This window comes from Bradyrhizobium sp. ORS 285, from assembly GCF_900176205.1.
Lineage (GTDB): Bacteria > Pseudomonadota > Alphaproteobacteria > Rhizobiales > Xanthobacteraceae > Bradyrhizobium.
The window spans coordinates 305,062-329,017 of record NZ_LT859959.1 but is presented as its reverse complement, the minus strand read 5'-3'; the positions used below and the strand labels follow the sequence as shown (position 1 = coordinate 329,017).

The following is a 23,956-nucleotide window of genomic DNA, read 5'->3' as shown; positions in this document are numbered from 1 at the left end:
TACGCCCATGACCACTGCCGATGTGAGCTCACAAGACGCCCAGCTGCGCCGCTCCGCTGAGGCGCTGCATGCCCATGAGCTCGAGGCGCTGGCGCAGGAGGACACCCGCGCGCGGCCGGCGCAGTGGCGGTTGTCGCCGCAGGCGGTCGTCACCTATCTGATGGGCGGCCGCACCAGATCCGGCGTCGAGATCTCGCCGAAATATATCGGCAACCGCCGGCTGATCGAGACCGCGGTGGCGACGCTCGCGACCGACCGCGCGCTCCTGATCCTCGGCGTGCCCGGCACGGCGAAGTCGTGGGTGTCGGAGCATCTGGCCGCCGCGATCTCCGGCTCGTCCGAGATGATCGTGCAATGCACGGCCGGCACCGACGAGAACCAGATCCGTTATGGCTGGAACTACGCGCTGCTGCTGGCCAAAGGCCCGTCGCGCGAGGCGATGGTGGCGACGCCGCTGATGCGGGCAATGGAGGCGGGGCGGATCGTGCGCTTCGAGGAGCTGACCCGCATGCCCTCGGACGTGCAGGACACGCTGATCACCGTGCTGTCGGAGAAGCTGATGCCGATCCCGGAGATCAACGACTCCATTCACGCCACGCGCGGCTTCAACATGATCGCCACCGCCAATGCGCGCGACAAGGGCGTCAACGAATTGTCGTCGGCGCTCAAGCGGCGCTTCAACGTCGTGGTGCTGCCGCTGCCGGGGGACCTCGATGAAGAGGTGAAGATCGTGACCAAGCGCGTCGGCGAGATCGGCGGCGGCCTGGAGTTGCCCAAGATCGCGCCGGCCGATCAGGAGATCATGCGCATCGTCACGGTGTTCCGCGAGTTGCGCGACGGCCAGACGCTCGATGGCCGGCTGAAGCTGAAATCACCCTCCGGCTCGCTATCGACGGCGGAGGCGATCGCGGTGACGATCGGCGCCTGGGCCGAGGCGGGCCATTTCGGCTCCGGCGAGATCGATGCGCAGAGCATGGCGGCCAATCTGGTCGGCGCGATCGTCAAGGACCCGGTGCAGGACAAGGTGGTGCTGCAGGAATATCTCGAAACCGTCGTGCGCGAGCGCAAGCCGTGGGCCGATCTCTACGGCGCCATCCGCGACGTGATGTGACATGGCATCTGCTCAGCCCGATCGCCTGCATCTCCTCGGCATAAGGCATCACGGGCCGGGCTCGGCACGCGCGGTGCTCACGGCGCTCGATGCCGCCGATCCCGCGGTCGTGCTGATCGAAGGGCCGCCGGATGCCGACGAGCTGATCAGTTTCGCCGCCTCGCCAGCGATGGTGCCGCCGATCGCGCTGCTGGTGCACGCGCAGGACGACGCGGCGAATGCGAGCTTCTTTCCGTTCGCGATGTTCTCGCCCGAATGGCAGGCGATCCGCTGGGCGCTGGAGAAGGGACGCCCGGTCCGCTTCATCGATCTTCCGGCGTCGCATCGGCTCGCCGAACGGGCCAAAGCGGCGAAGCAAGAGGATGATGCGGGCGAGGCCTCACCGGAGGACGCCGGCGCAGCTGCGCCGGATCAGCCTGAGACGATCGATCCGCAGCTTGCGCAGATCCGGCGCGATCCCCTGGCCTATCTCTCGACATTGGCCGGCTATGACGACAGCGAGACCTGGTGGAATGCGCTCGTCGAGCAGGGCACGCACGGACCGGAGATCTTTGCCGCGCTGGAAGCGGCGATCGGCGCGCTGCGCGAGAAGATCGATCCCCTGCCCTATCAGCCTGCGGACGAAGCGGAGCGCGAGCTGCGCCGCGAGGCGCATATGCGCCTGGAAATCGCGGCCGCGCTGGGCGCGCAGGATGGCCCTGTCGCCGTGGTTTGCGGCGCCTGGCACGTGCCGGCGTTGCGCAAGAAGGTCGCGCTGAAGGATGATCGTGCACTGCTCAAGGGACTGACCAAGGTGACCGCGACCTGGGTGCCGTGGACCGAGACGCGGCTCGCCGCGTCCTCCGGCTATGGCGCCGGGGTGATCTCTCCCGGCTGGTACGCGCATCTGTGGCAGGGGCTCCAGCACGACCAGGCGACTGCACTCGATGCCACCGGCTTCACGACGCGCTGGCAGGCGCGTGTGGCCGAGCTGCTGCGGCGAAACGGCCGGCCGGCGTCGACGGCGTCCGTCATCGAGGCGTCACGGCTGGCGATCACGCTCGCCGCGTTGCGCGACGTGGCGCTGCCGGGACTGGCGGAGATGCGCGAGGCGAGCCTTGCCACGCTCTGCGAAGGCGAGACCGCGCTGTTTCGCCTGATCGAGCAGCAGCTCATCATCGGGCAACGTGTCGGCGAGATCGACGACAGCGTGCCACAGATGCCTCTCGCCGCGGATCTCGCGCGCTGGCAGCGCAAGCTGAAGCTCAAGCCCGAGGCGCTGGACAGTGACGTCGCGCTCGATTTGCGCAGCGAGGCGGGTCTCGCCAAGTCGCAACTGCTGCATCGCCTCGCTTTGATCCAGGTGCCGTGGGGACGGCTGCAAGGATCGGGACAGAGCCGCGGCACCTTTCGTGAGAACTGGCGGCTGCGCTGGGAGCCGGAATTCTCGGTGCGCCTGGTCGAGGCGCTGGTGCACGGCACGACGGTCGCGCAGGCCGCGGGCAATGCCGCGGTCAGCAACGCGCAGACGGCGACGTCGCTGAACATGGTCGCCGCCATCGTGCGCGGCTGTCTCGAAGCCGGCCTGAGCGAGGCCGCCGAGACCACGATCGCGCTGCTGCAGCAGCGCTCGGCGGCCACCAGCGACGTCACGAATCTTACCGAGGCCGTGCCGCCGCTGGCCGAGATCCTGCGCTATGGCACGGCGCGCGAGCTGCCGACCGAGGCGCTGCGGCTGCTGGTGATCAGCCTGGTCGAGGCGATCTGCGCCGGGCTCGTCTATGCCTGCCGCAACCTGCAGGCTGATGTCGCGGCCGATCTGCGGGGCAGGCTGGCGCGGCTCGACGCTGCGATCGGGCTGATCGAGGATGCCGGCCTGCGCGAGGGATGGCGGCGCGCGCTGGCATCCGTCGCCAATGATGCGGCGGCGCATCCCCTGTTGAAGGGACTCGCGAGCCGCGCGCTCTATGATCACGGCGTGGTCTCGCCGGAGCAGACGGCGCTCGCTCTGTCGCGCGCACTCTCGCACAGCGTGCCGACCTTGCAGGCCGGCGACTGGCTCGACGGCTTTCTCGGCCAGAGCGGCCAGGTGCTGCTGCACGACCACGCGCTGCGCCGGATCATCGACGGCTGGCTCGCGGCGATCGATGACGAGGCGTTCAACAATCTGCTGCCTGTGATGCGCCGCGCTTTCTCGAGCTTCGATCGCAACGAGCGACGGCGGCTGCTCGATGAGCTCGCGAAACAGCGTCCGCTGGCTGTGGCGACGACGACCGAGGTCGCGCCCTTGCAGCCGCTGACGCCGCTGCCTGCCGGAACTGCCGATTTCGAGGCCGCGCTGCCGCTGCTTCTGACGATCCTCGGCGCAGACCGGCCGATGAAGGATGCCAAGCGATGAGCGATGATGCTGACGCCGAGCGCAATCGCCGCTGGCGCCTCGTGCTCGGCGGCGACGATCAGGCCGGCCTGTCGGATCGCGACCGCAGGCTCGATGCCGCGCTCGCCGGGCTCTATGACGCCGGCTCAGGCGGCAAGCGCGGCGGCGGACGCCGTGGCGGGCTCGGCGGCTCGGCGCCACGGGTGGCGAGCTGGCTCGGCGACATCAGGGAGTTCTTTCCGGCGCCGGTCGTGCAGGTGATCCAGAAGGATGCGTTCGAGCGGCTCGGGCTGAAGGAGATGCTGCTGCAGCCGGAATTTCTCGCAGCGCTCGAAGCCGACGTGCATCTCGTCGCCGATCTGATGGCACTGCGCTCGGTGATGCCGGAGAAGACCAAGGCGACGGCGCGCGAGGTGGTGGCGAAGGTCGTCAAGGACCTGATGGAGAAGCTCGACGCCCGCACCACCGAGACCATCCGCGGCGCAGTCGACCGCCGCCGCCGCACAAGGCGGCCGCGCGCTGGTGACATCGACTGGCCGCGCACGATCGGAAAGAACCTGCGGCACTGGCAGGCCGAGCATCGCACCATCGTGCCGGAGACGCTGGTCGGTCACGCCCGCGCGGCGCGGCGGACCAATCTGGAGGAGGTCATCCTCTGCGTCGACCAATCGGGCTCCATGGGGACCTCCGTGGTCTACTCCTCGATCTTCGCCGCGGTGCTGGCGTCGATCCCGGCGATCGCGATGAAGCTCGTCGTGTTCGACACCAGCATCATCGATCTCACCGAGGAGCTCGCTGACCCCGTCGAGGTGCTGTTCTCTGTGCAGCTCGGCGGCGGCACCGACATCAACCAGGCGCTGGCCTATTGCGAGCGTCTTGTGCACGAGCCGACACGGACGCACATGGTTCTGATCAGCGACCTGATCGAAGGCGGCATCGCCGAGCAGATGCTGGCGCGCGCCAAGGCGCTGGTCTCCTCCGGTGTCAACCTGATCGTGCTGCTCGCGCTCAACGACGACGGCCGCCCCGCCTACGACGCCAGGCACGCCGCAATCATCGCCTCGCTCGGCTGCCCGGTGTTCGCCTGCACACCGCACCAGTTTCCCGAGCTGATGGCCACCGCGCTGAAGCGCCAGGACATCTGGTCCTGGGCCGCCGCGCAGGACATCAAGCTGGTGCGACCGGAGGATGGCGGGGATTAGAGCGCCGGCACAGTGAGAGGATCAGCGATCATCTCTAAGCAGCCTACGCTCGCCCGCGGCGCCGCCGATCACCACCAACGCGAGTAGTTTGATAGATCACACCTCGATGTAGCAGGTCGGCCACAGATGATCGATCTCTCATCATGTCCCAACGTTTCCCATCGCACGCCATGTTTCAGATGATAGGTTCCCTCAGGGGAACACCGTTGACGTTGCGTAGCGGGTGATGGGAATGAGGATGGGATTGCAGCTCAATCGGGACGTCTGTGCATTGCGCGAGCCCACCCCGCAGCGCCGGCGGCTTCCTTATGAGAGCACCGTTTCGGCGCTAGCGCTCGGGCTTGCAGTGCTGGCGCTCGGCACCAATGCGGCCAACGCCGACTGTACGCCGGCCGCCGCCGACAACGTCACTGCGTCCTGCTCCGGCACGACCGCGAACCAGGGCGGGGGCGCGCCCGGAACGAGCGGCAGCACCTTCGGCTACGGCACCGGATCCGAGAGAGGGGTCGCGGTCAATATCGCCTCGGGAGCCACGGTGACCGGCGCGAATGCCGGGCTGAACATCCACGACGGCAGCATCATCAATGCAGGCGCCATCACCGGCATCGGCTTGAACGGTGTGCAGGGCTATGATCTCGCCATCTCGAACGCAGCCGGCGCCACCATCACCGGACACAACAACGCGATCGAAGCCTACTCTTCCTTCATCATCGTCAATTCCGGCACCATCTCCGGCGCGGCGGGCTTCCTCAGCCCATTCGGCTCGGGCACCATCACGAACCTCGCGGGCGGCCTCATCACCGGGACAAATCTGGGCATCGGCGGCGGCTACGGTGTTCTCGCAATTCTCAATTCGGGCACGATCAGCAGCAGCTCAGGGGGCGGTGTCGCCCTCGGCAGCAACTCTCTGATCTACAATGACGGCACGATCAGCGGCGCCGCCTATGGCATCTCCGGCTCCGGCTCTCAGATCGTCAACGCCGGGACGATCAACGGCGGGATCAGCTTCTTTGGCCCCGGCAACACGCTGACGCTCCTGCCGGGATCCGTCATCAACGGCCTCGTCGGCGGCAGCCTCAACAACACGCTGCAGCTCGGCGGCAGCGGCAGCGCCAGCTTCGACATCTCGCAGCTCGGACCGGCCGCGCAGTATCGTGACTTCTCCACCTTCAACAAGGTCGGGGACTCGACCTGGACCCTGACCGGCACCAGCACCTACACCGGCGCCGTCAACGTCAATGCCGGCACCTTGCGCGTCGACGGCAACTTCGCGTCCGCCGGCAGCCTGACCGTGAACACCGGGGGCAGCCTCAGCGGCACCGGCACGATCGGCCGCACGACGGTTGCAAGCGGCGGCGCGCTGGCGCCCGGCAACGGCACCGCCGGCAGCTCGCTCGGCGTCTCCGGCAACCTCGCCTTCCAATCCGGGGCGATCTATCTGGTGCAGGTCTCGCCCACGACCGCGTCCACGACAAATGTCAGCGGCACCGCAAGCCTCGGCGGCGCCACCGTGAGCGTCGCCTTCGCATCGGGGAACTATGTCGCCAAGACCTACACCATCCTCACCGCGAGCGGCGGCGTGTCCGGCAGCTTCGCCCCGATCGTCGCCACGAACTCGACGACGCTGACGAGGTCGCTCAGCTATGACGCCAACAACGTCTATCTAAACGTCGCGCTGGGCTATGCCGGCATCGCCGGTCTGAACGGCAATCAGCGCGCTGCCGGTGACGCGCTGACGAACGCCTTCAACACCGCCGGCGGCATTTCCGCCGCCTACGCGTCGCTGACGCCAGCCGGCCTGACCCAGGTCGCCGGCCAGCTCGGCACGTCGCCACAGCAGACGACGTTCAGCGCGATGGGGCAGTTCATGGGCCTGCTGACCGATCCGGCGCAGCGCGGCGGCCCGACGGGCGCTCCAGGCGCGGCGACGGGTTATGCCGAGGAAGACGATCGCGCCAGCGCCTATGCGGCACGCCGGCGCGGCGACCCATTCGCGATGGCCACCAAGGCGCCGGCGGCCCCGTTCGCCTCACGCTGGAGCATGTGGGCCGCTGGCTTCGGCGGCTCTCAGACCACCGACGGCAATGCGGCCGCCGGCTCGACCAACACGACCAGCAACCTGTACGGCACGGCCGTCGGCGCCGACTATCAGATGTCTCCGAACACGCTTGCCGGCTTCGCGCTGGCGGGCGGTGGCACCAACTTCAACGTCTCCGGCCAGGGTTGGGGCCGCTCCGACCTGTTCCAGGCGGGCGCCTATCTGCGTCATGTGCAAGGCCCGGCCTATGTCGCGGCGTCGCTCGCCTATGGCTGGCAGGCGGTCACGACCGACCGCATCGTGACCGCTGCCGGTATCGATCATCTGGGCGCCGCGTTCAACGCCAATGCCTATTCAGGTCGTGTCGAAGCCGGCACCCGCTTCGTCGCGCCCTGGATCGGCGGCATCGGCTTCACGCCTTATGCCGCGGCGCAGGTGACCGCCCTGGATCTGCCGGGCTATAGCGAGCGCGCGGTCTCCGGCAGCGGCGCCTTTGCGCTCGCTTATGCAGCCCGGACATCGACCGACACGCGCACCGAGATCGGCCTGCGCAGCGACAAATCCTATGCCCTGCAGGACGCCGTGCTGACCCTGCGCGGCCGCGCGGCGTGGGCGCACGACTTCAATCCAAACCGCGCGGTCGCAGCGACCTTCCAGGCGCTGCCGGCAGCGAGCTTCGTCGTCAACGGCGCGGCGCAGGCCAGCGAATCCGCGCTGACGACCGCATCCGCCGAGATGAAGTGGACGAACGGATGGGCGGCAGCTGCGACCTTCGAGGGTGAATTTTCGAACGTCACGCGTTCCTACGCCGGCAAGGGCGTCGTGCGTTACGCCTGGTGAGTCCGATGATCAAGGGCTCGCACGCGATTGGTCTGTCGGACCCGGCGCAAGGCGGCAGCTCGTTGCGTTGATCGAGCGGCTGTCGCCCGGAGGTCGCTGACGCGGTCCCACTGGTGGCGCAGACAGTCTCAGCCATTCTGCGCCAGCACCTCGCACAGCGCAGTCAAGCGCGCCAGCTCGGGCTGCGAGCCGACCGCGATGCACAGATGGTCCGCGATGCATCAGTTGAGGCGGGAGACGTCCGTTTGTCCGATTGCGCAGGGAGCCGATGAAGCGTCTGGTCCTCACCTGCATCCTCCAACTCGGGCGCTACGCGGTTCTGCCGGTCGTCGCGCTGGCCGGGGGACTGCTCGTTGCCTGGCTGATGCTGCTCGACGACTACACGCGGGTCGCGCTCGTCACGGCGCCGGTCATGTTCTGCGTGATCGCGGCCGCCGTTGCGCTGGCGCTTGGAATTCTGTTCGTCCCGGTTCGGCGCGACCGGAGCAACGTCTTGGACGAAGCCTCCGCGCCTGCGCTCTGGCGGATCTGGCGGGAGCTCGATCCGGCTTTTGCCAAGCCGAAGCGCACCTTGCGGTTCGATGCAGAGTTCAATGCGTCGATCAGCGAAGCGCGCGGCTATGCCGGCCTTTTCGGCCAGCACGTCACCATGACTGTCGGACTTCCGCTGCTGATGATCCTCGACGAGCGCGCCGTCCGTGCCACCATCGCCCATGAGGTCGCCCATGCCGAGCTGCGTCACATCACCGGGGCCGGCAATCTGTTCGACTTTCTGCGCGCCTGCGAGAACGTTCTCCATTACGCGAACCCTGATCGCACGATCACCGGCCGGATCGCAGCATGGCTGCTGCGTGCGGTGCTTGGATGGGTCAACAAGGAGTATCTCGCCCTCTCGCGTCAGAATGAGCTGGCCGCCGACCGGCGCGCAGCCACGCTGATGGGACAACCCGAAATGGCGCGATCCCTGGTGTTGATCGCCGGCGGCGTGGCGCGGCTGCGCGATCTGGTGTTCGCTCCTCTGGAGAGCGACATGCTCGGCGCCATCAGCCTGCCGGCCACGCCGCAGCAGCGGATATCGACCCATCTGGGCGAGATACGCGACCATGATGCGCTCACCGCTGCCGCGGCCAAGACGATGGAAGAGGAGCCCATCGAGAACCCTGACTCGACCCACCCGCCGCTTCGCGCGAGCCTTGCCAATCTCGGCTATACGGCGCTCCCCGCGGTCGATCCGATCGAGGCGCCGGCCATCGGACGACTGCTGTCGCCGGATACCGCACGCGAGCTGTCGGCCCGGCTCGATGCCGCGTGGTGCAAATCGGCACAGATCAGGGTCCGCCTTGGAGGCTGACGTTCAACATATCTGCTGGCGGCGCCTGCCTCTCCTTGGAACTCGGCGCGCGCCCGTGCTATGGTCCATTCGTGCACGATCTCCGAGACCCGTCGGTACAGCGCGCGCAGCTCAAGGTCGATGTCCAGGCCAACGAGCCGGACTGGACGCCTGCGCGGCAGGATTTGTGGCGGCGCATCGCCGCGCATGATTTCGAGCCGGCCACGCCGTTCAACTTCACACAACGTCTGGCCCGCGATCACGGCTGGAGCCTCGACGAGGCTCGTGCTGCCATCGAGGCCTACCGTCGCTTCTGCTTCCTTGCGATGGTCTCGCCGACCCCGGTGACGCCGAGCGAGGTGGTCGACGAGGTCTGGCACCAGCATCTGATCTACTCGCGCGACTATTGGACGATCTGGTGCGGCGAACGGCTGCAGGCCCCGCTGCATCATGATCCGACACCCGGCGGCCCGGACGCGCAGACAACCTATCGCCGGCAATATGCCGCGACGCTGGCGCTGCACGAACGCTTCTTCGGGCCGCCCACCCCCGATCTGTGGCCGGCGACACACATCCGTTTCGCCGGCCCGCGCTATCACGTCACCGATCGCAATCATTGGTTCATCCTGCCGCGGCCCCGCGCATGGCTGCGGCGGCTATTCAGGAGATGATGATGGCGCTTAATCCGTTCGACTGGACGGCCGGCCCATTCCTACTCGTCTACATCGTTCTCGGCGCCATCGTGTTTCTCAAGGGCTTTGTTCTGCGCGGCACGATCGGCCCGACCGCGGCCACGCCTCAGCCGCCCTTGAACGAGCTCGAGCTGGCTTATCTCGCCGGCGGCACAGCACGCCTCGGCGATACCGTTCTGCTCGGCTTCGCTGCGAACAATGCAGCGACGTTCACGGCGCGCGATCACACGGTGACGGACCAGGCGCCGCTCGCAATGCTGCTGGATCGTCCGCCGAAGCTTGCGCTCCGCCCGGAGATGACACGGCAGGAATTTCAGGAGGCGCTGGCGCCGCTCACGGCCCGCATTCAGGCGCGGCTCGAGGCGCTCGGCTATGCACCGACCACCAGCCAGATGACGGCATTCCGCAAGTCCGTGTTGCCGTTCGTCGGCGCACTCGTCCTGTTCGGACTCATCAAGGTCCTCGTCGGTACTTCGCGGCATCACGACGTCGGCTTTCTGATGATGCTGATCTTTGCCACCGTACTGGGCGCGGCCGTGCTCGCCCGGGCCCCAACACGGACCCACGCCGGCAACGAAGTGCTGCGGAGCTATCAGGCGACGCATGCGCGCGCCGCCCGCGCGCCGCGCGAGCACGAATTGCTGCTCGCAGTTGCACTCACGGGGGCGAGCGTGCTGTCCGGCACCGCCTATGCCTCGGTGCTGGCAACGTCCAAGGCGCTCAGCAGCAGCGGCGGTGGTTGCGGCGGAGGCGGTTGCGGAGGTGGTGGCGGAGGCGGTTGCGGCGGCTGCAGCTGATACAGTCGCTCACCGCCGGTATACGTAAAGCCTTTCCTAACATCGCTCGAAGCGGCATCATGCGCGGCATGAGCGACGTCACACGCCGCGGCATCGGCCATTCGACCAATCTGGTGGGACGCCCCTCCGAGTGGCTGGCAAGTTGCGCCTTCAACGACAGCGCAGTGCCGCTGCACATCTGGGGTGTCACCGAGATGAACCCCAGCCTGTTCACGATGCTCGATCAGGCAGAGGACCTGACCGAGGCCGGCCAGGCGTTCTCCAGCTACATGATGGCGATGTTCGGCCTCGATCCGGAGCAGCGCGCAGCAGCATACCGGGGGCAGCGGCGCTTCCGTTCCTCGTTCCTGCGGCTGATCCAGGGCTGGGGCTTCGACAGCAACGGCCCTGAGGGCGCGGTGCTCAAAGGCTGGGTCGAGAGCCGGTTCGGCCTCGGTCCGTCCTACCACAAGCAGATCATCGAGCGCGTGGCAAGCCGGGCATGGACCAACTATGTCGAAGAGAAGATGTCGAGCCGCTTCCACAACAACGCGATCTGGGTGCAGCTCGACATCCTGTTCGAGTTCTGCCAATGGGCGATCCGTCGCTTCGCCTTCCCGGACGACACCCATCTGACGCTCTATCGCGGCATCAACTCGTTCGACGAACATTGGATCGTGGAGCGGACGACGCGGCGGGAGGCAGTGATCCGGCTCAACAATGTCGTCTCGTTCTCCACCGACCGCGACACCGCGGGCTGCTTCGGCGACATGATCCTCACCGCACGAATTCCCGTGAGCAAGGTCGTGTTCTTCAACACTCTTTTGGCGTCACACGCACTGAAGGGCGAAGGCGAATATCTCGTCATTGGCGGCGACACGCGCGTGAGCATGGACTATGTGTGAGCGGGCTCCAGCCTGTGCACGCCTGATGTGGGCGAGCGCGCTCTCTCGGCCTGTCTCGGCTTTGCCATCCGCCATGCGCTCGACGCCACACATCAGCTGGAGACCGGCCCGGTGTGGCGTGACGTCTCCTTGACGATGTTCCTGGGCGGGCTGATTGCACTGATGGTGCGGAGCGTCCTGCTGCCGTTTCGCAAGCCGAAGCAACAGCGCGTCGTGCGCTCGCAGCAAGGCGCTCTTGTGGACGGCGATCAGACCGCCCGAGCGCTCGCCAGGATCTCGCCCAAGGCATCGGTCAGCCGCGCCAGCTCCGCCGCCGAGCCGATCGTGATGCGCAGATAGTCCGCGATGCGTGGCGCGGTGAAGTGGCGGACGAGCACCGCACGTTCGCGCAAGGCAGCGGAGAGTGCCTGGCCTGAATGGTCAGGGTGGCGCGCGAAGACGAAATTGGCGCTCGACGGCAGCACCTCGAAGCCGAGCCGGATCAGCGCGGTGGTGAGGTCGGCACGGTTCTGCATGATGGCCGTGCGGGTCTGCTGGAAATGCGCCTCGTCCTCGATCGAGGCGATCGCGCCGGCCTGGGCGGGGCGGCCGAGCGGATAGGAGTTGAAGCTGTCCTTCACCCGCGTCAGGCCCCCGATCAGGTCGGCATCGCCGATGGCATAGCCGACGCGCAGGCCAGCCAGCGCGCGCGACTTGGACATCGTCTGCACCACCAGCAGATTGGGATGCTCGGCGATGAGGGGGATGGCCGTCTCCGCGCCGAAATCGACATAGGCCTCGTCGATCACGACCGCCGTGTCGCTGCGCGCCGCAGCGAGTCGCGCGATCTCCTGGAGCGGCAGCGCGATGCCGGTCGGCGCATTCGGATTGGCGATGATCACCGGGCCCGGCCGATCGAGATAGTCGTCGATGCGCACGCGCATCTCGGCATCGAGCGGAACGGTGGTGGCGTCGATCCCGAGCAGCCGGCAATAGACCGGATAGAAGCTGTAGGTCACGTCGGGAAACAGCAAGGGCGCCGGCTGCTTCAACAGCGCGGCAAAGGTGTGCGCGAGCACCTCGTCGGAGCCGTTGCCGACGAACACCTGCGCGGGCGAGACCTTGTGATAGTCGGCCAGGACCTCGCGCAGGCGGGTGGCCTGCGGATCGGGATAGAGGCGCAGCGCGTCGGACGCCGCCGCCCGGATGGCCTCGATTGCCTTGGGCGACGGTCCGAACGGACTCTCATTGGTGTTGAGCTTGACGAGGCCCGGAATCTGCGGCTGCTCGCCGGGCACGTAAGGCGACAGCCCGCGGGCCAGCTCTGACCAGAAACGACTCACGACTGTTCTCCAGCGGACACGAGCGTCGGCGCCCGACGTAGCGCCGAGCGGCCCGGAAGGTACGGATGCGATGGGGAGAGTTTCATCGGCAAATGGCGCGCCCGGAACGATTCGAACGTCCGACCCTCAGATTCGTAGTTCAAAAACATCGCTTCGCCACGCTATCCGACTGTACGCCACAGCGCAACGATAGACGAAAAAGTCCTTAATTTCGAGACATTTATCGTACATCCTCGCACAACGTCGGGGTCGAACCGTCGAACTCCCCGATTTGCCAAAACCGTTTGAAAAACCGTTCGAGTTTTGGAGCGCTCCGATGGCCGATGTCCGCCTCCTGCTGACCGACAAGGAAATCGCCCGCCTGCCGACCCCGAACGAGGGGTGGTATTTGGCTCGCGATACCGAACTGAAGGGCTTCTTCGTCGTCGTCGGAAAGCGGAAACGAACCTTCACCGTCCAAGGCGACCTTCGCGAAGACGGCAAGCGAGCAACGTCCGTCCGGGTCGCAATCGGCGACGTCAAAGAGCTTTCGACAAGGACGGCCCGCGCGACTGCCAAGGAATATCTTGCTCAGATCAGCCGGGGCCAGCACCCCAAGCCCGGATCGAAACCGAATCGCATCGCGGGCGGCGGTGACGGCACGACGGCGCACCAGTCCGGCGGCATCACGCTGAGGCAAGCTTGGGAGCGATATCGCGACGCCCACATGATCCGAAAAGGCCGCAGCGAGCGCACGATCGAGAGCTATCGGGATCACGTGGAGCGGATCTTCGCCAAGTGGCTCGAGACGCCATTGGAGGATCTGGGCCGCCACCCGGCAAAGGTGGTCGAGAGGCATGATGAAATCACCAAGGAGAACGGACCCTATATCGCGAATGGCAGCATGCGGACTCTCCGAGCCATCTATGCCCACGCACGCAAAGCCAATAAGACCTTGCCGCCAGATAATCCCGTTGGGGCGATCGACTGGAATGGAGAGAAGCGACGCGACACTGGCATGGGACCAGGTGACCTAAAGGCCTGGTTTGCCGAACTGTCCGCCCTGGACAATCCGATCCGTCGAGAATTCCATCTCTTCACGCTACTTTCGGGATGTCGGCCGACCGCACTGCAGGAAACAACTCCCGGCGATATCGACTTCAAGAGGCGGATCTTGCACATCCCGAAGCCCAAGGGCGGCTCGAAGCGAGCTTTCGATATTCCCCTATCTCGCGAAATGATCCGCTGCCTGATCCGAGTCATTCGCTCCGGACATCAGATGTACCCCTCTCAGGCACGCCGATGGATATTCCCTGCCGACAGCGGATCGGGGCATATCGTTGAGCAGAAAGAAAATCGGGCCATACTGTCGAAATGGGGTAACGATCTGCGACAAAGCTTCCGCACGATAGCAGCCGCGGCAGGCGTGTCGGAGTTCGACGCAAAGCTGCTGATGAACCACGCAATTCCTGGCGTAAACGCTGGCTACATTACGCGCCCTAGGCTGTTGGGAGATCACCTCCGGCGCCAACAGCAGGCGATAAGCAGTGCCGTGTTTGCGGCAGTGAATACGGATAGCAATAGTATTCCTCAGTGGCTTTAATCCAACGCCGCAAATTTTTGCCATTCAACAGCTGACCTGCCACCGAAGTTTCATCCAGCAGCATTTAGAGTCCGAGTGGGTTTTACGCCGATTGGCGCGTGTTGAGCAACGGGCGAGCGGCGGAGCAGGTCGGGGTTGCGCAGCCGATCGCCCGTTGCGGTGAATGTGGCAGCGTAGGCCGCCGGGGTCTGGTATTGCAGCGAGGAGTGAGGCCGCTCGCCATTGTAGTCGGCGACCCATGCAGCAATTTTGCTTCGTGCCTCGGCGATGCCGAAGAACAGCGTCTCGTTCAGCAGCTCGTCGCGCATCCTGCCGTTGAAGCTTTCGACGAAGGCGTTCTGGATCGGCTTGCCCGGTGCGATGAAGTGCCAGGCGATGCTGTTGTCCTGGCACCAAGCCAGCATCGCATTGCAGGTGAACTCGGTGCCGTTGTCGGACACAATTGATCCCGGTTTGCCGCGCCAAGCGACGATGGCCGTCAGTTCTCGTGCCACCCGCCGGCCCGAGATCGAGGTGTCCGGGATCGCGCCCAGACACTCCTTGGTGACATCATCGACGATATTGAGGATGCGGAAGCGCCGACCGTTGGCGAACTGGTCGGAGACAAAGTCCAGCGACCAGCGCGCATTCGGTCTCGCTTCCACCGGGATCGGAGCCCGCATCCCGATCGCCTTTCGACGAGCGCGTCGCTTGCGCACCGTAAGCCCTTCTTCGCGGTACAGCCGATGGATACGGTTGATGCCGGATCGCTCGCCCTCCCGTCGCAGCAGGATGAACAGCCGACGATAGCCGAACCGCCGCCGTTCGTTGGCAAGCTCGCGCAGTCTGACCCGAAGCTCGGCGTCCGAGGGGCGACGAGACTGGTAGCGCACCATCGTCCGATCCGCCCCGACGATCGAGCAGGCCCGCCGTTCCGACGTATCGCTCCGGCGTAGGCCGCCTTGTTCGGCGTCACCGGCCGCCTAAGGATATGGCCTTAAGTCCAGCCTTGAGGTCATGCGGCGATGCAGATGGAAGTTTTGGGCGCCGAACGGCGGCGTCGATGGAGTTATGAGGATAAGGTTCGTCTGATCGAGGAGACGATGCAGTCCGGGCAGACCGTCTGCGGAGTTGCCCGGCGGCATGGGGTGGCTCAGAGCCTGCTGTTCACCTGGCGCCGGCAGGCGCGGCAGGGCCGGCTGGGTGCCGAGGCTGTGCCGGCTATCGTTCCTGTCGCCATCGTGTCGTCGCAGGCTGACGACTTGACGAGGGTGCCATCACCACCGTCGCCATCGCGTGCCGCACCGAGCATGCGGGCCGGAACGATCGAGATCGAACTGGACGACTGCTGCGTGCGCGTCGACCGCGACGTGGACACCGAGGCACTTCGGCGCATTCTCGACCTTTTGAGGCGGCGATGATTCCGATCCCGAGCGACGTCAAGGTCTGGATTGCGACCGGCCACACGGACATGCGCCGTGGTATGCAGAGCCTGGCCCTGATGGTCCAGGAGATTTTGAAGCGAGATCCCCACGCCGGCGATCTCTACATCTTCCGCGGCCGTCGCGGGGATCTGGTCAAGATCCTGTGGCATGACGGAATCGGCTTGTCGCTCTACGCCAAGCGCCTCGACCGAGGAAAGTTCATCTGGCCCTCGGTGTCCAATGGCGCGGTGTCGATCTCGGCCGCGCAGATGGCCTACATGCTTGAGGCGATCGATTGGAGGAATCCGCAGCTGACATGGCGGCCACAGAGCGCAGGCTGAGCAGAGATAGTTGCGGCTTTCCGGTATTTAGGGAGTTCCAACCGGCCTGATCTGTGATTCACTGCGTCGCATGAACGCCGATTGCGATGCTGGACCGGATGACGTCGTCGCCCTGAAACAGGCGCTGGCGGCCGAGCGCGCGAAGGAATTGGAGGTCGCTGCCGAGCTTGCGGCTGCCCGAGCCAAGGCATCGGAAGACGAAGCCCTGATCGCGTCCCAGAAGCTGCAGATCGCCAAGCTGAGGCATCAGATCTACGGGCAGCGGTCGGAGCGTTCATCACGCCTGCTCGAACAACTGGCGCTGACGTTCGAAGAGCAGGAAGCTGGCGCCACCGAGGACGAGCTTGCGGCGGAACGCGCCGCGGCGAAGACCAGCACGGTCCGCGCCTTCACGCGCAAGCGCACCGAGCGACAAACCTTCCCCGAACATCTGCCCCGCGAGCGGGTGGTGATCGAGCCGCCGACGGCTTGCGAATGCTGCGGCAGCAATCGCCTGCGCAAGCTCGGCGAGGACGTGACGCGGACGCTGGAGGTGGTGCCGCGCCAATGGAAGGTGATCGAGACGGTGCGGGAGAAGTTCTCCTGCCGGGACTGCGAGAAGATCAGCCAGGTGCCGGCGCCGTTCCATGCCGTGGCGCGAGGATGGGCCGGGCCGAGCCTGCTGGCGATGATCATGTTCGAGAAGTTCGGTCAGCATCAGCCCTTGAACCGCCAGGCCGAGCGCTATGCGCTGGAGGGCGTGCCGATAGCGCTCTCGACCATGGCGGATGCCGTGGGGTCGGTCTGTGCGTCGCTGGACCCGCTGCTGCGCCTGGTTGAAGCGCATGTCATGACGGCCGAGCGCCTTCATGCCGACGATACGACCGTGCCGGTGCTGGCCAAGGGAAAGACTGACACGGGGCGGTGCTGGATCTATGTCCGGGACGACCGGCCGTTCGGTGGTGCGGACCCGCCGGCAGCGATGTTCTACTACTCGCGCGATCGCAAGGGCGAGCATCCGCAGGCGCATCTGGCGCGGTATGCCGGCATCCTGCAGGCCGACGCCTATGACGGCTATAACCAGCTCTATCTGGCTGGACGCGGCCCTGGACCGATCCGCGAGGCGTCGTGCTGGGCGCATGCGCGGCGCCCGTTCTTTGCCATGGCCGATCTGGAGGAGAATGCGCGCCGCAAGGCTGCGGGCAAGAAGGAGATCCCGCTTTCTCCGATCGCAATCGAGGTCGTGCGCCGGATCGACGCGTTGTTCGAGATCGAGCGTTCCATCAATGGCAAAAGCGCGCAGGAGCGTCTCGAAGCACGGCAGACGCTCAGTCGGCCTTTGACCGAAGACCTGCGGCTCTACATGCAAGAGCAACTCGCCAAGCTCGCCCGGGGGCACGACCTTGCCAAGGCATTCAATTACGTGCTGAAGCGATGGCCGAGCTTCACGCTGTTCCTCGATGACGGTCGTGTGTGCCTCTCCAACAATGCCGCCGAGCGCGGTCTGCGAGGCATCGCCCTAGGTCGAAAATCCTGGCTCTTCTGCGGGTCTGATCGCGGCGGCCGGCGCGCAGCTGCGATGTACAGCCTGATCGTCACCGCCAAAATGAACGGGATCGATCCGCAAGCCTGGCTGACCGATGTCATTGACCGGATTGCCGCTCACCCGTCCCAACGGCTCGACGAACTGCTGCCCTGGAACTGGACGCCTCAGGCCGCAGCGCTCTCCACCCGAGCAGCATGACCACGCACGTCAACAAAGTTCACCACGTCACCACCATCGCCAAGGTTGCCAAGGACCTCGGCGAAGATGAGGAATGGTTGCACGACGTCGCCAGCGAATTGGACATCGAGGATGGCGTCATCTGGGTCTATGGCGCTGGTGACGATGGCGTCATGGCCTTGACCGACTTCGGGATCGACAACCTGATCGAACTCGTCAAAACACGTCGGCAGCTCTGAAATCTCTTCCCAGATGACGCCGCAAACCGGCTCCCCCCGCGGCCTACGGCGGATGCTTACGTTCCGACAGGCCGAGCTTGGCCTGCAGGTGCGCCGATGCGGCGCGCTTGGCGGCAGGGCCTACCATTTTTTTGAAAGCAGCTCCGGCAGCGCCGCCGCATCGAGCATCTGCTCGGCCAGCAGCTTCTTCAGCTTGGCATTCTCGTCCTCGAGCGCCTTGAGCCGCTTGGCCTCGGAGACGTCCATGCCGCCGAACTTGGCCTTCCAATTGTAGTGCGTCGCCTCCGAGATCCCGTGCTTGCGAGCCAGATCGGCCGTCTTCGCACCGGCCTCGTGCTCTTTCAAAACCGCGATGATCTGCTCTTCCGTGAACCGCTTCCGCTTCATCTGTCCGTCCTTCGTCAGGGCGGACTCTAAATCCTTCTGGAGGAAATTCTTAGGGGCAGGTCATCTGCCGTAAAGCGGCTACACTTGATCCTCTGGTCTTCGTTGGCCAGGGTCGTGTCCCCGGTGGTGGTGTAGCTCGGTAGAGCAAAGCCGCCCGGACGCGCGCTGTCACGTAGCGCCGTAGCGGGCGGGCGGCTTTGCGGTGGTCATCGGCAGTTCTCCGGTAGGATCGGGTTGCGACACGCCAACGCAACCGAGGACCCACCGATGACCGACGACATGATGAACCTGCGAACACTCGTGGAGAAGACCCCTGATGCGGATTTGTTGCGCGAGATGATCGGCTTTGCCGCCCAGCGCCTGATGGAGCTGGAGGTCGAAAGCCAGACCGGAGCAGGCTACGGCGAGAAGACCCCCGAGCGTCTGGCCCAGCGCAACGGCTACCGCGACCGGACCTGGGAGACCCGGGCCGGTACGGTCGAACTGCGTATTCCCAAGCTGCGCAAGGGCTCCTATTTCCCGGGCTTCTTAGAGCCGCGCCGGATGGCCGAGAAGGCGCTCACCGCCGTGGTCCAGGAAGCCTATGTGCAAGGCGTTTCAACCCGCTCGGTGGATGACCTGGTGCAGGCCATGGGCATGACCGGCATCTCGAAGAGCCAAGTGAGCCGGCTGTGCGGTGAGATCGATGACAAGGTGAAGGCCTTCCTCGGCCGTCCGATCGAGGGCGACTGGCCGTATCTGTGGATCGACGCCACCTACGTGAAGGTGCGCCAGAACGGGCGCATCGTGTCGGTGGCGGTGATCGTCGCAGTCGGTGTCAACAGCGACGGCCGGCGCGAGGTTCTCGGCATGGACGTCGGCCCCTCCGAAGCCGAGACGTTCTGGACCGCGTTCTTGCGCAAGCTCGCCCGCCGCGGCCTGCGCGGCGTCAAGCTCGTCGTGTCCGACGCCCACGAGGGCATCAAGGCCACCGTCGCCAAGGTGCTCAACGCCAGCTGGCAGCGCTGCCGCGTCCACTTCATGCGCAACGCGCTGGCCCATGCCGGAAAGAGCGGGCGCCGCGTGGTCTCCGCTTTCATCGCCACCGCGTTCGCCCAGGACGATGCCGATGCCGCAAAAACGCAGTGGCGCAAGGTCGCCGATCAGCTCCGCCCCAAGCTGCCCAAGCTGGCCGGCTTCCTCGACGAGGCCGAGACCGACGTACTCGCCTACATGACGTTCCCGCCCCAGCACCGGACCAAGTTGCACTCCACCAATCCGATCGAGCGTCTCAACGGAGAGATCAAGCGGCGCACCGAGGTGGTCGGCATCTTCCCAAATGAGGATGCCATCGTCCGCCTCATCGGCGCGATCCTGCTCGAACAAAACGACGAATGGGCCGTCCAGCGAGCCCGCTATGTGACACTGGAAACCATCGCACCGATGAGCGATGATCCTACCGTCAGCCTTCAGGCTATCGCCAGCTGACCAGCCCGGCTCTCGCCGGCGAACGCGGTGACCCACCGCGAGCTACACCACGCCACGGGACACGATCTTGGCCAGAACGAACTTCACCCAAAGGGCAGGGTCAGGGCCTACTACAGGTGTCTGCTCCATTCAGAGACCGTCCCGAACGAACACTCGCTCGGGTGTCGCGCCTCAATATTCGGGGCACTTGGTAAAACTGAGCTTGAATCCCACGTTGCGTCAGGTTGTAACTTCGGCCGGTAAAGCGTTACGCTTCACGATCGGAAGTAGGATTACAATATCCATAGGGTCGCAGGTGAGACGAAATCCGTGACGACACGTCGGTTAACGCGAAGTTGAGGACATCGAACTGAGTTCGAAGCGGCTGCTCCGAAAGTGGCTTTCGGTCTCTTGAATTCAGAGTTTGTTGGCGCTCCACCTGGCTGTGGTCCGGGTGAAGCTATGAAGAGTTATCTGGCCGAAGGAGGGGACATGGAACCCGGCTATAGCGACCCGAACTATTCGATGCGCCGGCACGCAGAGCGGCAAGAGCTCCAGCGCACGCGGCAGGAGGCCGATCTCGAGCCAGTTGATCAGGCTCGCTTTGAGCAGCAACTGGGCGAACTGCAGCCTCTATCCTTCAAGGAGAGTTCGCCTGACACTCCAGACGCGCGATCGGGCGACAATACTCAGCGCACGACCAGTGATGCTGCGATGTGTGTGCCACAAGAGCATAACTTGCGCGACAGCTCGTTGAGCAATGCGCGCTACAGCGCCGATGTTCCGCGCGGTCATCTTGGACCGGGCTCAGACGGCTTGGATTCGGTGTCATCCGGCAGCATGCGCTACGAAGCGCCTCTGGAGGTGCAATCTAAAGTCCGGACGGATGAATGCAGAAAGCCACTTGGATTGCTCTCCCGGGTCAAATCCGGACTAGGCAATGTCCTGGGAGGAAGCCGCCGAGAGAAGTCGTCTGGTGACCCAGAAGATGTCACGCTCCGCTCCGAGCTTCATATCAGGCGCGCAAAGCGCAAGCGCCCGTCCGCTGCAGACCAGGCACTATTTATAGAGCTCAGGAAAGCGTTGACGGCCGCGCACTTTAGACGCGGCACGATTAATAACTACTCGTCGGCGCTTCGGGGGTTCAGTGAGTTCCTCCAATCCAAAGACCTCATTCTGACGGACGTGCTTGGCCATCCTGATCTACTGACGGCCTGTAAGGATGAATTTATAAAGGGCGCGGGCGCCTTTAGCACGGCTAGGAGGTCCTTGAGTGGAGCTCTCCATGAGCTTCAGATCTTTCAGGCTGGAGGGTCTAGCACAGTCCCTAGCCGGGGTATACGTCTCGGCCCCATGTATCCTGCCGACGAGCAAATGATCTCTCAGTTTGAGAAGGCCGTCAGAGAGTATGGAGTTGCGCCTGATGGTACCAGCAGCCGCGGGACTGGGGTGATTGCCTCCGAGACCATTAAATCGTACGTGAGAGCTCTCAGGCATTTTGCGCGTTGGCTCCGAGAGCACGATAAGGAGACATTGGCTCGGTTATACACGGAGCCAACGTCGTTGGGCGACGACCTGAACGAGTACATCGAAGCCGTTGGCGACGATAACGGCCGGCTCAGTGTGGCACTGTCTCATTTGTGTAGATTAGGGACTGATGGGCAGCTCGTAGGTATTCTTAGCCGCCCCCGCCTGATGGGGCACAAAACATTAGCTCCTTATCGGGAAGACGCCGTCGCCATCGACCGCGGCTTGAGCAATGCACCGTCTATGGGCGAAGAAAAAAGCACCGCTACGACGCAAGCCTCGCGACTGCGCAGTTTCAGTGATTGGCTTCAGAGGGAGAGCAGGCCCAGCATTGTGAACCGGATTGACGGGACTGTTGAGCAGCAGGACTCGTTGAGGGATGATATCGCGGCGTGTCGGAAAGCCGGAAAGGAGGTGCCTCAGCTTGATCGAATTCGTGCATTTTTGGGTATCGAAGGAATTTACCTTTACGACGAGGACGCCAGTCTGATCGAGGGCCTTACCAACGAGGAGTTGAACAAGCCCAATCTTCTCCAACAAAAGAAAGCAGCAGCACGAAGAACTGCTTCAACACTGCGCGAGTTCGGCGAGTGGCTCCGAACAACCGGTAGAACGAGCATCGCTAGCCGGATCAATGGCAATGTCGAGCAGCGACACTCGCTGGATCGAGACTACCAGGCGTTCACAGAAGTTAGGGGTGACGTCTTCGTACCTCTGAGTAAGCTCAGGCAGTATGCGCAGATCGTCGATGCAAACAGGGCGCTCGGCCTGAACTTCCCGCAGCAGAGAGTCGAGCCGAGCTCGAGCTCGGCCTTGACACGAACTTTGCCGCAGACGCGCCCCGAAGCTGAGCTGCCCCGGCCGCTGATAGAGCCGCTTAGGCAGGCGGGGTTGCAGATCCCGGCTGACCTAAGCTCGACCTCAACGTGGCTTCAAGATTTGCAGCTGCCGTCCTTCTTCGACTTTCCCACGTCGGAGCGCGCGCCCTCCCCGTACTCACAGATCTACCAGGGCCTTTCTTCGTTCATGGATCTGCCGTACACACCGCCGGACTTGCGTGACGACGCCCGGTCGGCCTACGTCGCTTCTTCGCCGGAGCGCGCGCCTGCCCCGTCCTCACAGATTTACCAAGGTCTTTCTTCGTTCGCGGATCTGCCGTACACACCGCAGGACTTGCGTGACGACGCTCGGTCGGCCTACTTCAATTCTTTGCCGGAGCGCGCCCCTGCCCCGTCCTCACAGATTTACCAGGGTCTTTCTTCGTTCGCGGATCTGCCGTACACACCGCAGGACTTGCGTGACGACGCTCGGTCGGCCTACGTCAATTCTTTGCCGGAGCGCGCGCCTGCCCCGTCTTCAGAGATTTACCAGGGTCTTTCTTCGTTCATGGATCTGCCGTACACTCCCCAGGATTTGCGTGACGACGCCCGGTCTTCCTACTTCAATTCTGCGCCGGAGCGCGCCCCTGCCCCGTCTTCAGAGATTTACCAGGGTCTCTCTTCGTTCGTCGATCTGCCGTCTACACCGCGGGACTTGCGTGACGAAGCCCAGTCAAGGCCGGTGCTCAGCCCAGCCGGCGCTCCACCGTTCTTCATCGGCCCCTCAGGCGTTCTGCAGCAGCTCGAAGACATTGGACATCTCGTCGGTGAGGATTGGCAGCATCGCTCACAGGCGGTGCCGGATTATCTGCTGAATGTGCTGGACAACAAGATGCTGTTGCCGAATTCGGGAATGGTTTCCCAGCCGGTGACCATCAACAGAGAGACCTATTCCATCACAATGGGACCCCAAAGTCGCTACGACTTCCAATTTGTCCATCATCCTGGTCACTTCGCCGCCCGGGATGCCCAGGCCGGCCCATCGGTTGCCGCTGCTTCTTCCGCAGACCGTAGCGGACGCGTGCTGGGCTCCATGCAGTGGCTGGGTGACGAGCACATCCAGCGAGACTACGAGCTTCTGTCGGAGGAATTGCAGCAAAGCAATCCAGATCTCGCCGCTCGGACCCGGTTCGTGGATCCTCTGATGGCCTTCCAGGTGGCCCATAGCACCGGCGCCGATGCCCTAAGGGCATTCCATATAATCGTGGTCGATCGGAATGGAGACGACACAGCCGACTTCCTGTTCTTGCCCGTGAACAATGCCAGTGTCGCAGGCCTCGCTGAGCGAGGCACTCATTGGTCGTTGCTGCTGGTCGACCGTCGCAACCGCGACAGGCCGGTTGCCTATCACTACGACTCCGCTCAAGGGCACGGCAATGCCGGCCCCGCGGCAACACTCGCCGCGGCAGTAGGGGCCAATCTGCGACATGGCCCAATAGCTCAGCAGAGGAACAGCTACGATTGCGGCGTTTTTGTCGTCGACGGCACGAGAGCGCTGGCACGAAGGCTCGCAGGAGGGCGACAGGTAGATCTCAACCTTAGCAACCTCGTCGTCGATCGGCAGGAACTTCAGAACCGACTGAAGAGCAGCTGATGTCGCCACTGAATAGCGCGCCTGATTGAAGTGCAACTTCTCTCCCATTGAGGGCGCACGATCGGCATGTCTGCAGAGCGTGCTGTGTGTTTACGATGGGTGGGGGGCAAAGCCCGCCGTCTAGGCTGTTTTGCGAAATTGCGAAGCAGCCCAATCGGCACCATGTGGAATGAACGAACCAGAAGCGCGATCGATGATCGTATTCCGAAATCAATACCGGAAGATTAATTCCAAGACTCGTTAAAGACAAGATCTGCGACGCGCCTGCAGATGGACGTCAGCATG

General features: G+C 64.4%; 16 protein-coding genes and 2 pseudogenes. 15 read left to right on the top strand and 3 right to left on the bottom strand.

Annotated features, from left to right (window positions below; genetic code table 11):
• The first annotated feature begins 7 nt into the window (after positions 1 to 7).
• The 8 genes from BRAD285_RS01455 to BRAD285_RS01420 all read left to right on the top strand — a co-directional run bounded on the left by BRAD285_RS01455 (position 8) and on the right by BRAD285_RS01420 (position 11,250).
• Positions 8 to 1,111, top strand: coding sequence for an AAA family ATPase (locus BRAD285_RS01455; protein ID WP_035644984.1), 1,104 nt, complete (start codon positions 8 to 10; stop codon positions 1,109 to 1,111).
• Position 1,112: 1 nt separating this feature from the next.
• Positions 1,113 to 3,488, top strand: a complete 2,376-nt coding sequence (locus tag BRAD285_RS01450) for a DUF5682 family protein (protein WP_006610180.1) — start codon at positions 1,113 to 1,115, stop codon at positions 3,486 to 3,488.
• Positions 3,485 to 4,669: a VWA domain-containing protein gene (locus BRAD285_RS01445; RefSeq protein ID WP_006610179.1), complete on the top strand. Its 1,185-nt coding sequence runs from the start codon at positions 3,485 to 3,487 to the stop codon at positions 4,667 to 4,669. Before BRAD285_RS01450 ends, BRAD285_RS01445 begins: the two co-directional genes overlap by 4 nt.
• A gap of 226 nt (positions 4,670 to 4,895) precedes the next feature.
• Positions 4,896 to 7,547, top strand: a complete 2,652-nt coding sequence (locus BRAD285_RS01440) for an autotransporter domain-containing protein (protein ID WP_371507482.1) — start codon at positions 4,896 to 4,898, stop codon at positions 7,545 to 7,547.
• A 268-nt stretch (positions 7,548 to 7,815) separates the two neighbouring features.
• Positions 7,816 to 8,898 carry a M48 family metallopeptidase gene (locus BRAD285_RS01435; RefSeq protein WP_083846332.1) on the top strand — a complete coding sequence of 361 codons (1,083 nt, stop codon included), beginning with the start codon at positions 7,816 to 7,818 and terminating at the stop codon, positions 8,896 to 8,898.
• Between the two features lie 71 nt (positions 8,899 to 8,969).
• Positions 8,970 to 9,548, top strand: coding sequence for a hypothetical protein (locus BRAD285_RS01430; RefSeq protein ID WP_006610176.1), 579 nt, complete (start codon positions 8,970 to 8,972; stop codon positions 9,546 to 9,548).
• A 2-nt stretch (positions 9,549 to 9,550) separates the two neighbouring features.
• Positions 9,551 to 10,366, top strand: coding sequence for a TIGR04222 domain-containing membrane protein (locus BRAD285_RS01425; protein WP_006610175.1), 816 nt, complete (start codon positions 9,551 to 9,553; stop codon positions 10,364 to 10,366).
• A gap of 59 nt (positions 10,367 to 10,425) precedes the next feature.
• Positions 10,426 to 11,250 carry an NAD(+)--dinitrogen-reductase ADP-D-ribosyltransferase gene (locus BRAD285_RS01420; RefSeq protein WP_006610174.1) on the top strand — a complete coding sequence of 275 codons (825 nt, stop codon included), beginning with the start codon at positions 10,426 to 10,428 and terminating at the stop codon, positions 11,248 to 11,250.
• 248 nt (positions 11,251 to 11,498) lie between these two features.
• Here BRAD285_RS01420 and hisC read toward each other — a convergent pair whose 3' ends face one another.
• Complete coding sequence (hisC, locus tag BRAD285_RS01415; RefSeq protein ID WP_006610173.1) at positions 11,499 to 12,572, bottom strand: histidinol-phosphate transaminase; 1,074 nt, start codon at positions 12,570 to 12,572, stop codon at positions 11,499 to 11,501.
• A 316-nt stretch (positions 12,573 to 12,888) separates the two neighbouring features.
• On the opposite strand from hisC, the gene BRAD285_RS01410 reads away from it, so the two are divergent.
• A complete protein-coding gene (locus BRAD285_RS01410) occupies positions 12,889 to 14,154 on the top strand; it encodes an integrase arm-type DNA-binding domain-containing protein (RefSeq protein ID WP_006610172.1) in 1,266 nt (421 codons plus the stop codon).
• A gap of 50 nt (positions 14,155 to 14,204) precedes the next feature.
• Here the strand turns inward: BRAD285_RS01410 and BRAD285_RS01405 are convergent.
• Positions 14,205 to 15,071 (bottom strand): annotated as a pseudogene (locus BRAD285_RS01405) (IS3 family transposase); the annotation flags it as partial.
• 93 nt (positions 15,072 to 15,164) lie between these two features.
• Here BRAD285_RS01405 and BRAD285_RS01400 point away from each other — a divergent pair.
• The 4 genes from BRAD285_RS01400 (at position 15,165) to BRAD285_RS01385 (ending at position 17,839) form a co-directional block, all read left to right on the top strand.
• On the top strand, positions 15,165 to 15,554 hold the full coding sequence (locus BRAD285_RS01400; RefSeq protein WP_157681650.1) for a transposase: 390 nt from the start codon (positions 15,165 to 15,167) through the stop codon (positions 15,552 to 15,554).
• A complete protein-coding gene (gene tnpB, locus BRAD285_RS01395) occupies positions 15,551 to 15,898 on the top strand; it encodes an IS66 family insertion sequence element accessory protein TnpB (RefSeq protein ID WP_006613318.1) in 348 nt (115 codons plus the stop codon). Before BRAD285_RS01400 ends, tnpB begins: the two co-directional genes overlap by 4 nt.
• Positions 15,899 to 15,968: 70 nt before the next feature.
• A complete protein-coding gene (locus BRAD285_RS01390) occupies positions 15,969 to 17,621 on the top strand; it encodes an IS66 family transposase (RefSeq protein WP_157681649.1) in 1,653 nt (550 codons plus the stop codon).
• Entirely contained in the window at positions 17,618 to 17,839 is a 222-nt protein-coding gene (locus tag BRAD285_RS01385) for a hypothetical protein (protein WP_087877564.1), read from the top strand. Before BRAD285_RS01390 ends, BRAD285_RS01385 begins: the two co-directional genes overlap by 4 nt.
• Before the next feature lie 55 nt (positions 17,840 to 17,894).
• On the opposite strand, the pseudogene BRAD285_RS01380 reads toward BRAD285_RS01385, so the two are convergent.
• Positions 17,895 to 18,226, bottom strand: a pseudogene (locus BRAD285_RS01380) (transposase); the annotation flags it as partial.
• A 267-nt stretch (positions 18,227 to 18,493) separates the two neighbouring features.
• Between BRAD285_RS01380 and BRAD285_RS01375 the strand changes: the two are divergent.
• Positions 18,494 to 19,693, top strand: a complete 1,200-nt coding sequence (locus BRAD285_RS01375) for an IS256 family transposase (RefSeq protein ID WP_035648604.1) — start codon at positions 18,494 to 18,496, stop codon at positions 19,691 to 19,693.
• 471 nt (positions 19,694 to 20,164) lie between these two features.
• The gene (locus BRAD285_RS01370) at positions 20,165 to 23,671 is read left to right on the top strand and encodes a Ulp1 family isopeptidase (protein WP_244563577.1); all 3,507 of its coding nucleotides are present in this window, start codon (positions 20,165 to 20,167) and stop codon (positions 23,669 to 23,671) included.
• Positions 23,672 to 23,956 lie beyond the last annotated feature (285 nt).

What these genes read in the sequence shown, in the direction of transcription:
- BRAD285_RS01420 (WP_006610174.1), top strand. Translation starts at nt 10,426, where the DNA reads ATGCGCGGCATGAGCGACGTCACACGCCGCGGCATCGGCCATTCGACC.
- BRAD285_RS01425 (WP_006610175.1), top strand. Translation starts at nt 9,551, where the DNA reads ATGGCGCTTAATCCGTTCGACTGGACGGCCGGCCCATTCCTACTCGTC.
- BRAD285_RS01375 (WP_035648604.1), top strand. Translation starts at nt 18,494, where the DNA reads ATGACCGACGACATGATGAACCTGCGAACACTCGTGGAGAAGACCCCT.
- BRAD285_RS01445 (WP_006610179.1), top strand. Translation starts at nt 3,485, where the DNA reads ATGAGCGATGATGCTGACGCCGAGCGCAATCGCCGCTGGCGCCTCGTG.
- BRAD285_RS01440 (WP_371507482.1), top strand. Translation starts at nt 4,896, where the DNA reads ATGGGAATGAGGATGGGATTGCAGCTCAATCGGGACGTCTGTGCATTG.
- BRAD285_RS01385 (WP_087877564.1), top strand. Translation starts at nt 17,618, where the DNA reads ATGACCACGCACGTCAACAAAGTTCACCACGTCACCACCATCGCCAAG.
- BRAD285_RS01450 (WP_006610180.1), top strand. Translation starts at nt 1,113, where the DNA reads ATGGCATCTGCTCAGCCCGATCGCCTGCATCTCCTCGGCATAAGGCAT.
- BRAD285_RS01435 (WP_083846332.1), top strand. Translation starts at nt 7,816, where the DNA reads ATGAAGCGTCTGGTCCTCACCTGCATCCTCCAACTCGGGCGCTACGCG.
- BRAD285_RS01410 (WP_006610172.1), top strand. Translation starts at nt 12,889, where the DNA reads ATGGCCGATGTCCGCCTCCTGCTGACCGACAAGGAAATCGCCCGCCTG.
- BRAD285_RS01390 (WP_157681649.1), top strand. Translation starts at nt 15,969, where the DNA reads ATGAACGCCGATTGCGATGCTGGACCGGATGACGTCGTCGCCCTGAAA.
- BRAD285_RS01455 (WP_035644984.1), top strand. Translation starts at nt 8, where the DNA reads ATGACCACTGCCGATGTGAGCTCACAAGACGCCCAGCTGCGCCGCTCC.
- tnpB (WP_006613318.1), top strand. Translation starts at nt 15,551, where the DNA reads ATGATTCCGATCCCGAGCGACGTCAAGGTCTGGATTGCGACCGGCCAC.
- BRAD285_RS01400 (WP_157681650.1), top strand. Translation starts at nt 15,165, where the DNA reads ATGGAAGTTTTGGGCGCCGAACGGCGGCGTCGATGGAGTTATGAGGAT.
- BRAD285_RS01370 (WP_244563577.1), top strand. Translation starts at nt 20,165, where the DNA reads ATGGAACCCGGCTATAGCGACCCGAACTATTCGATGCGCCGGCACGCA.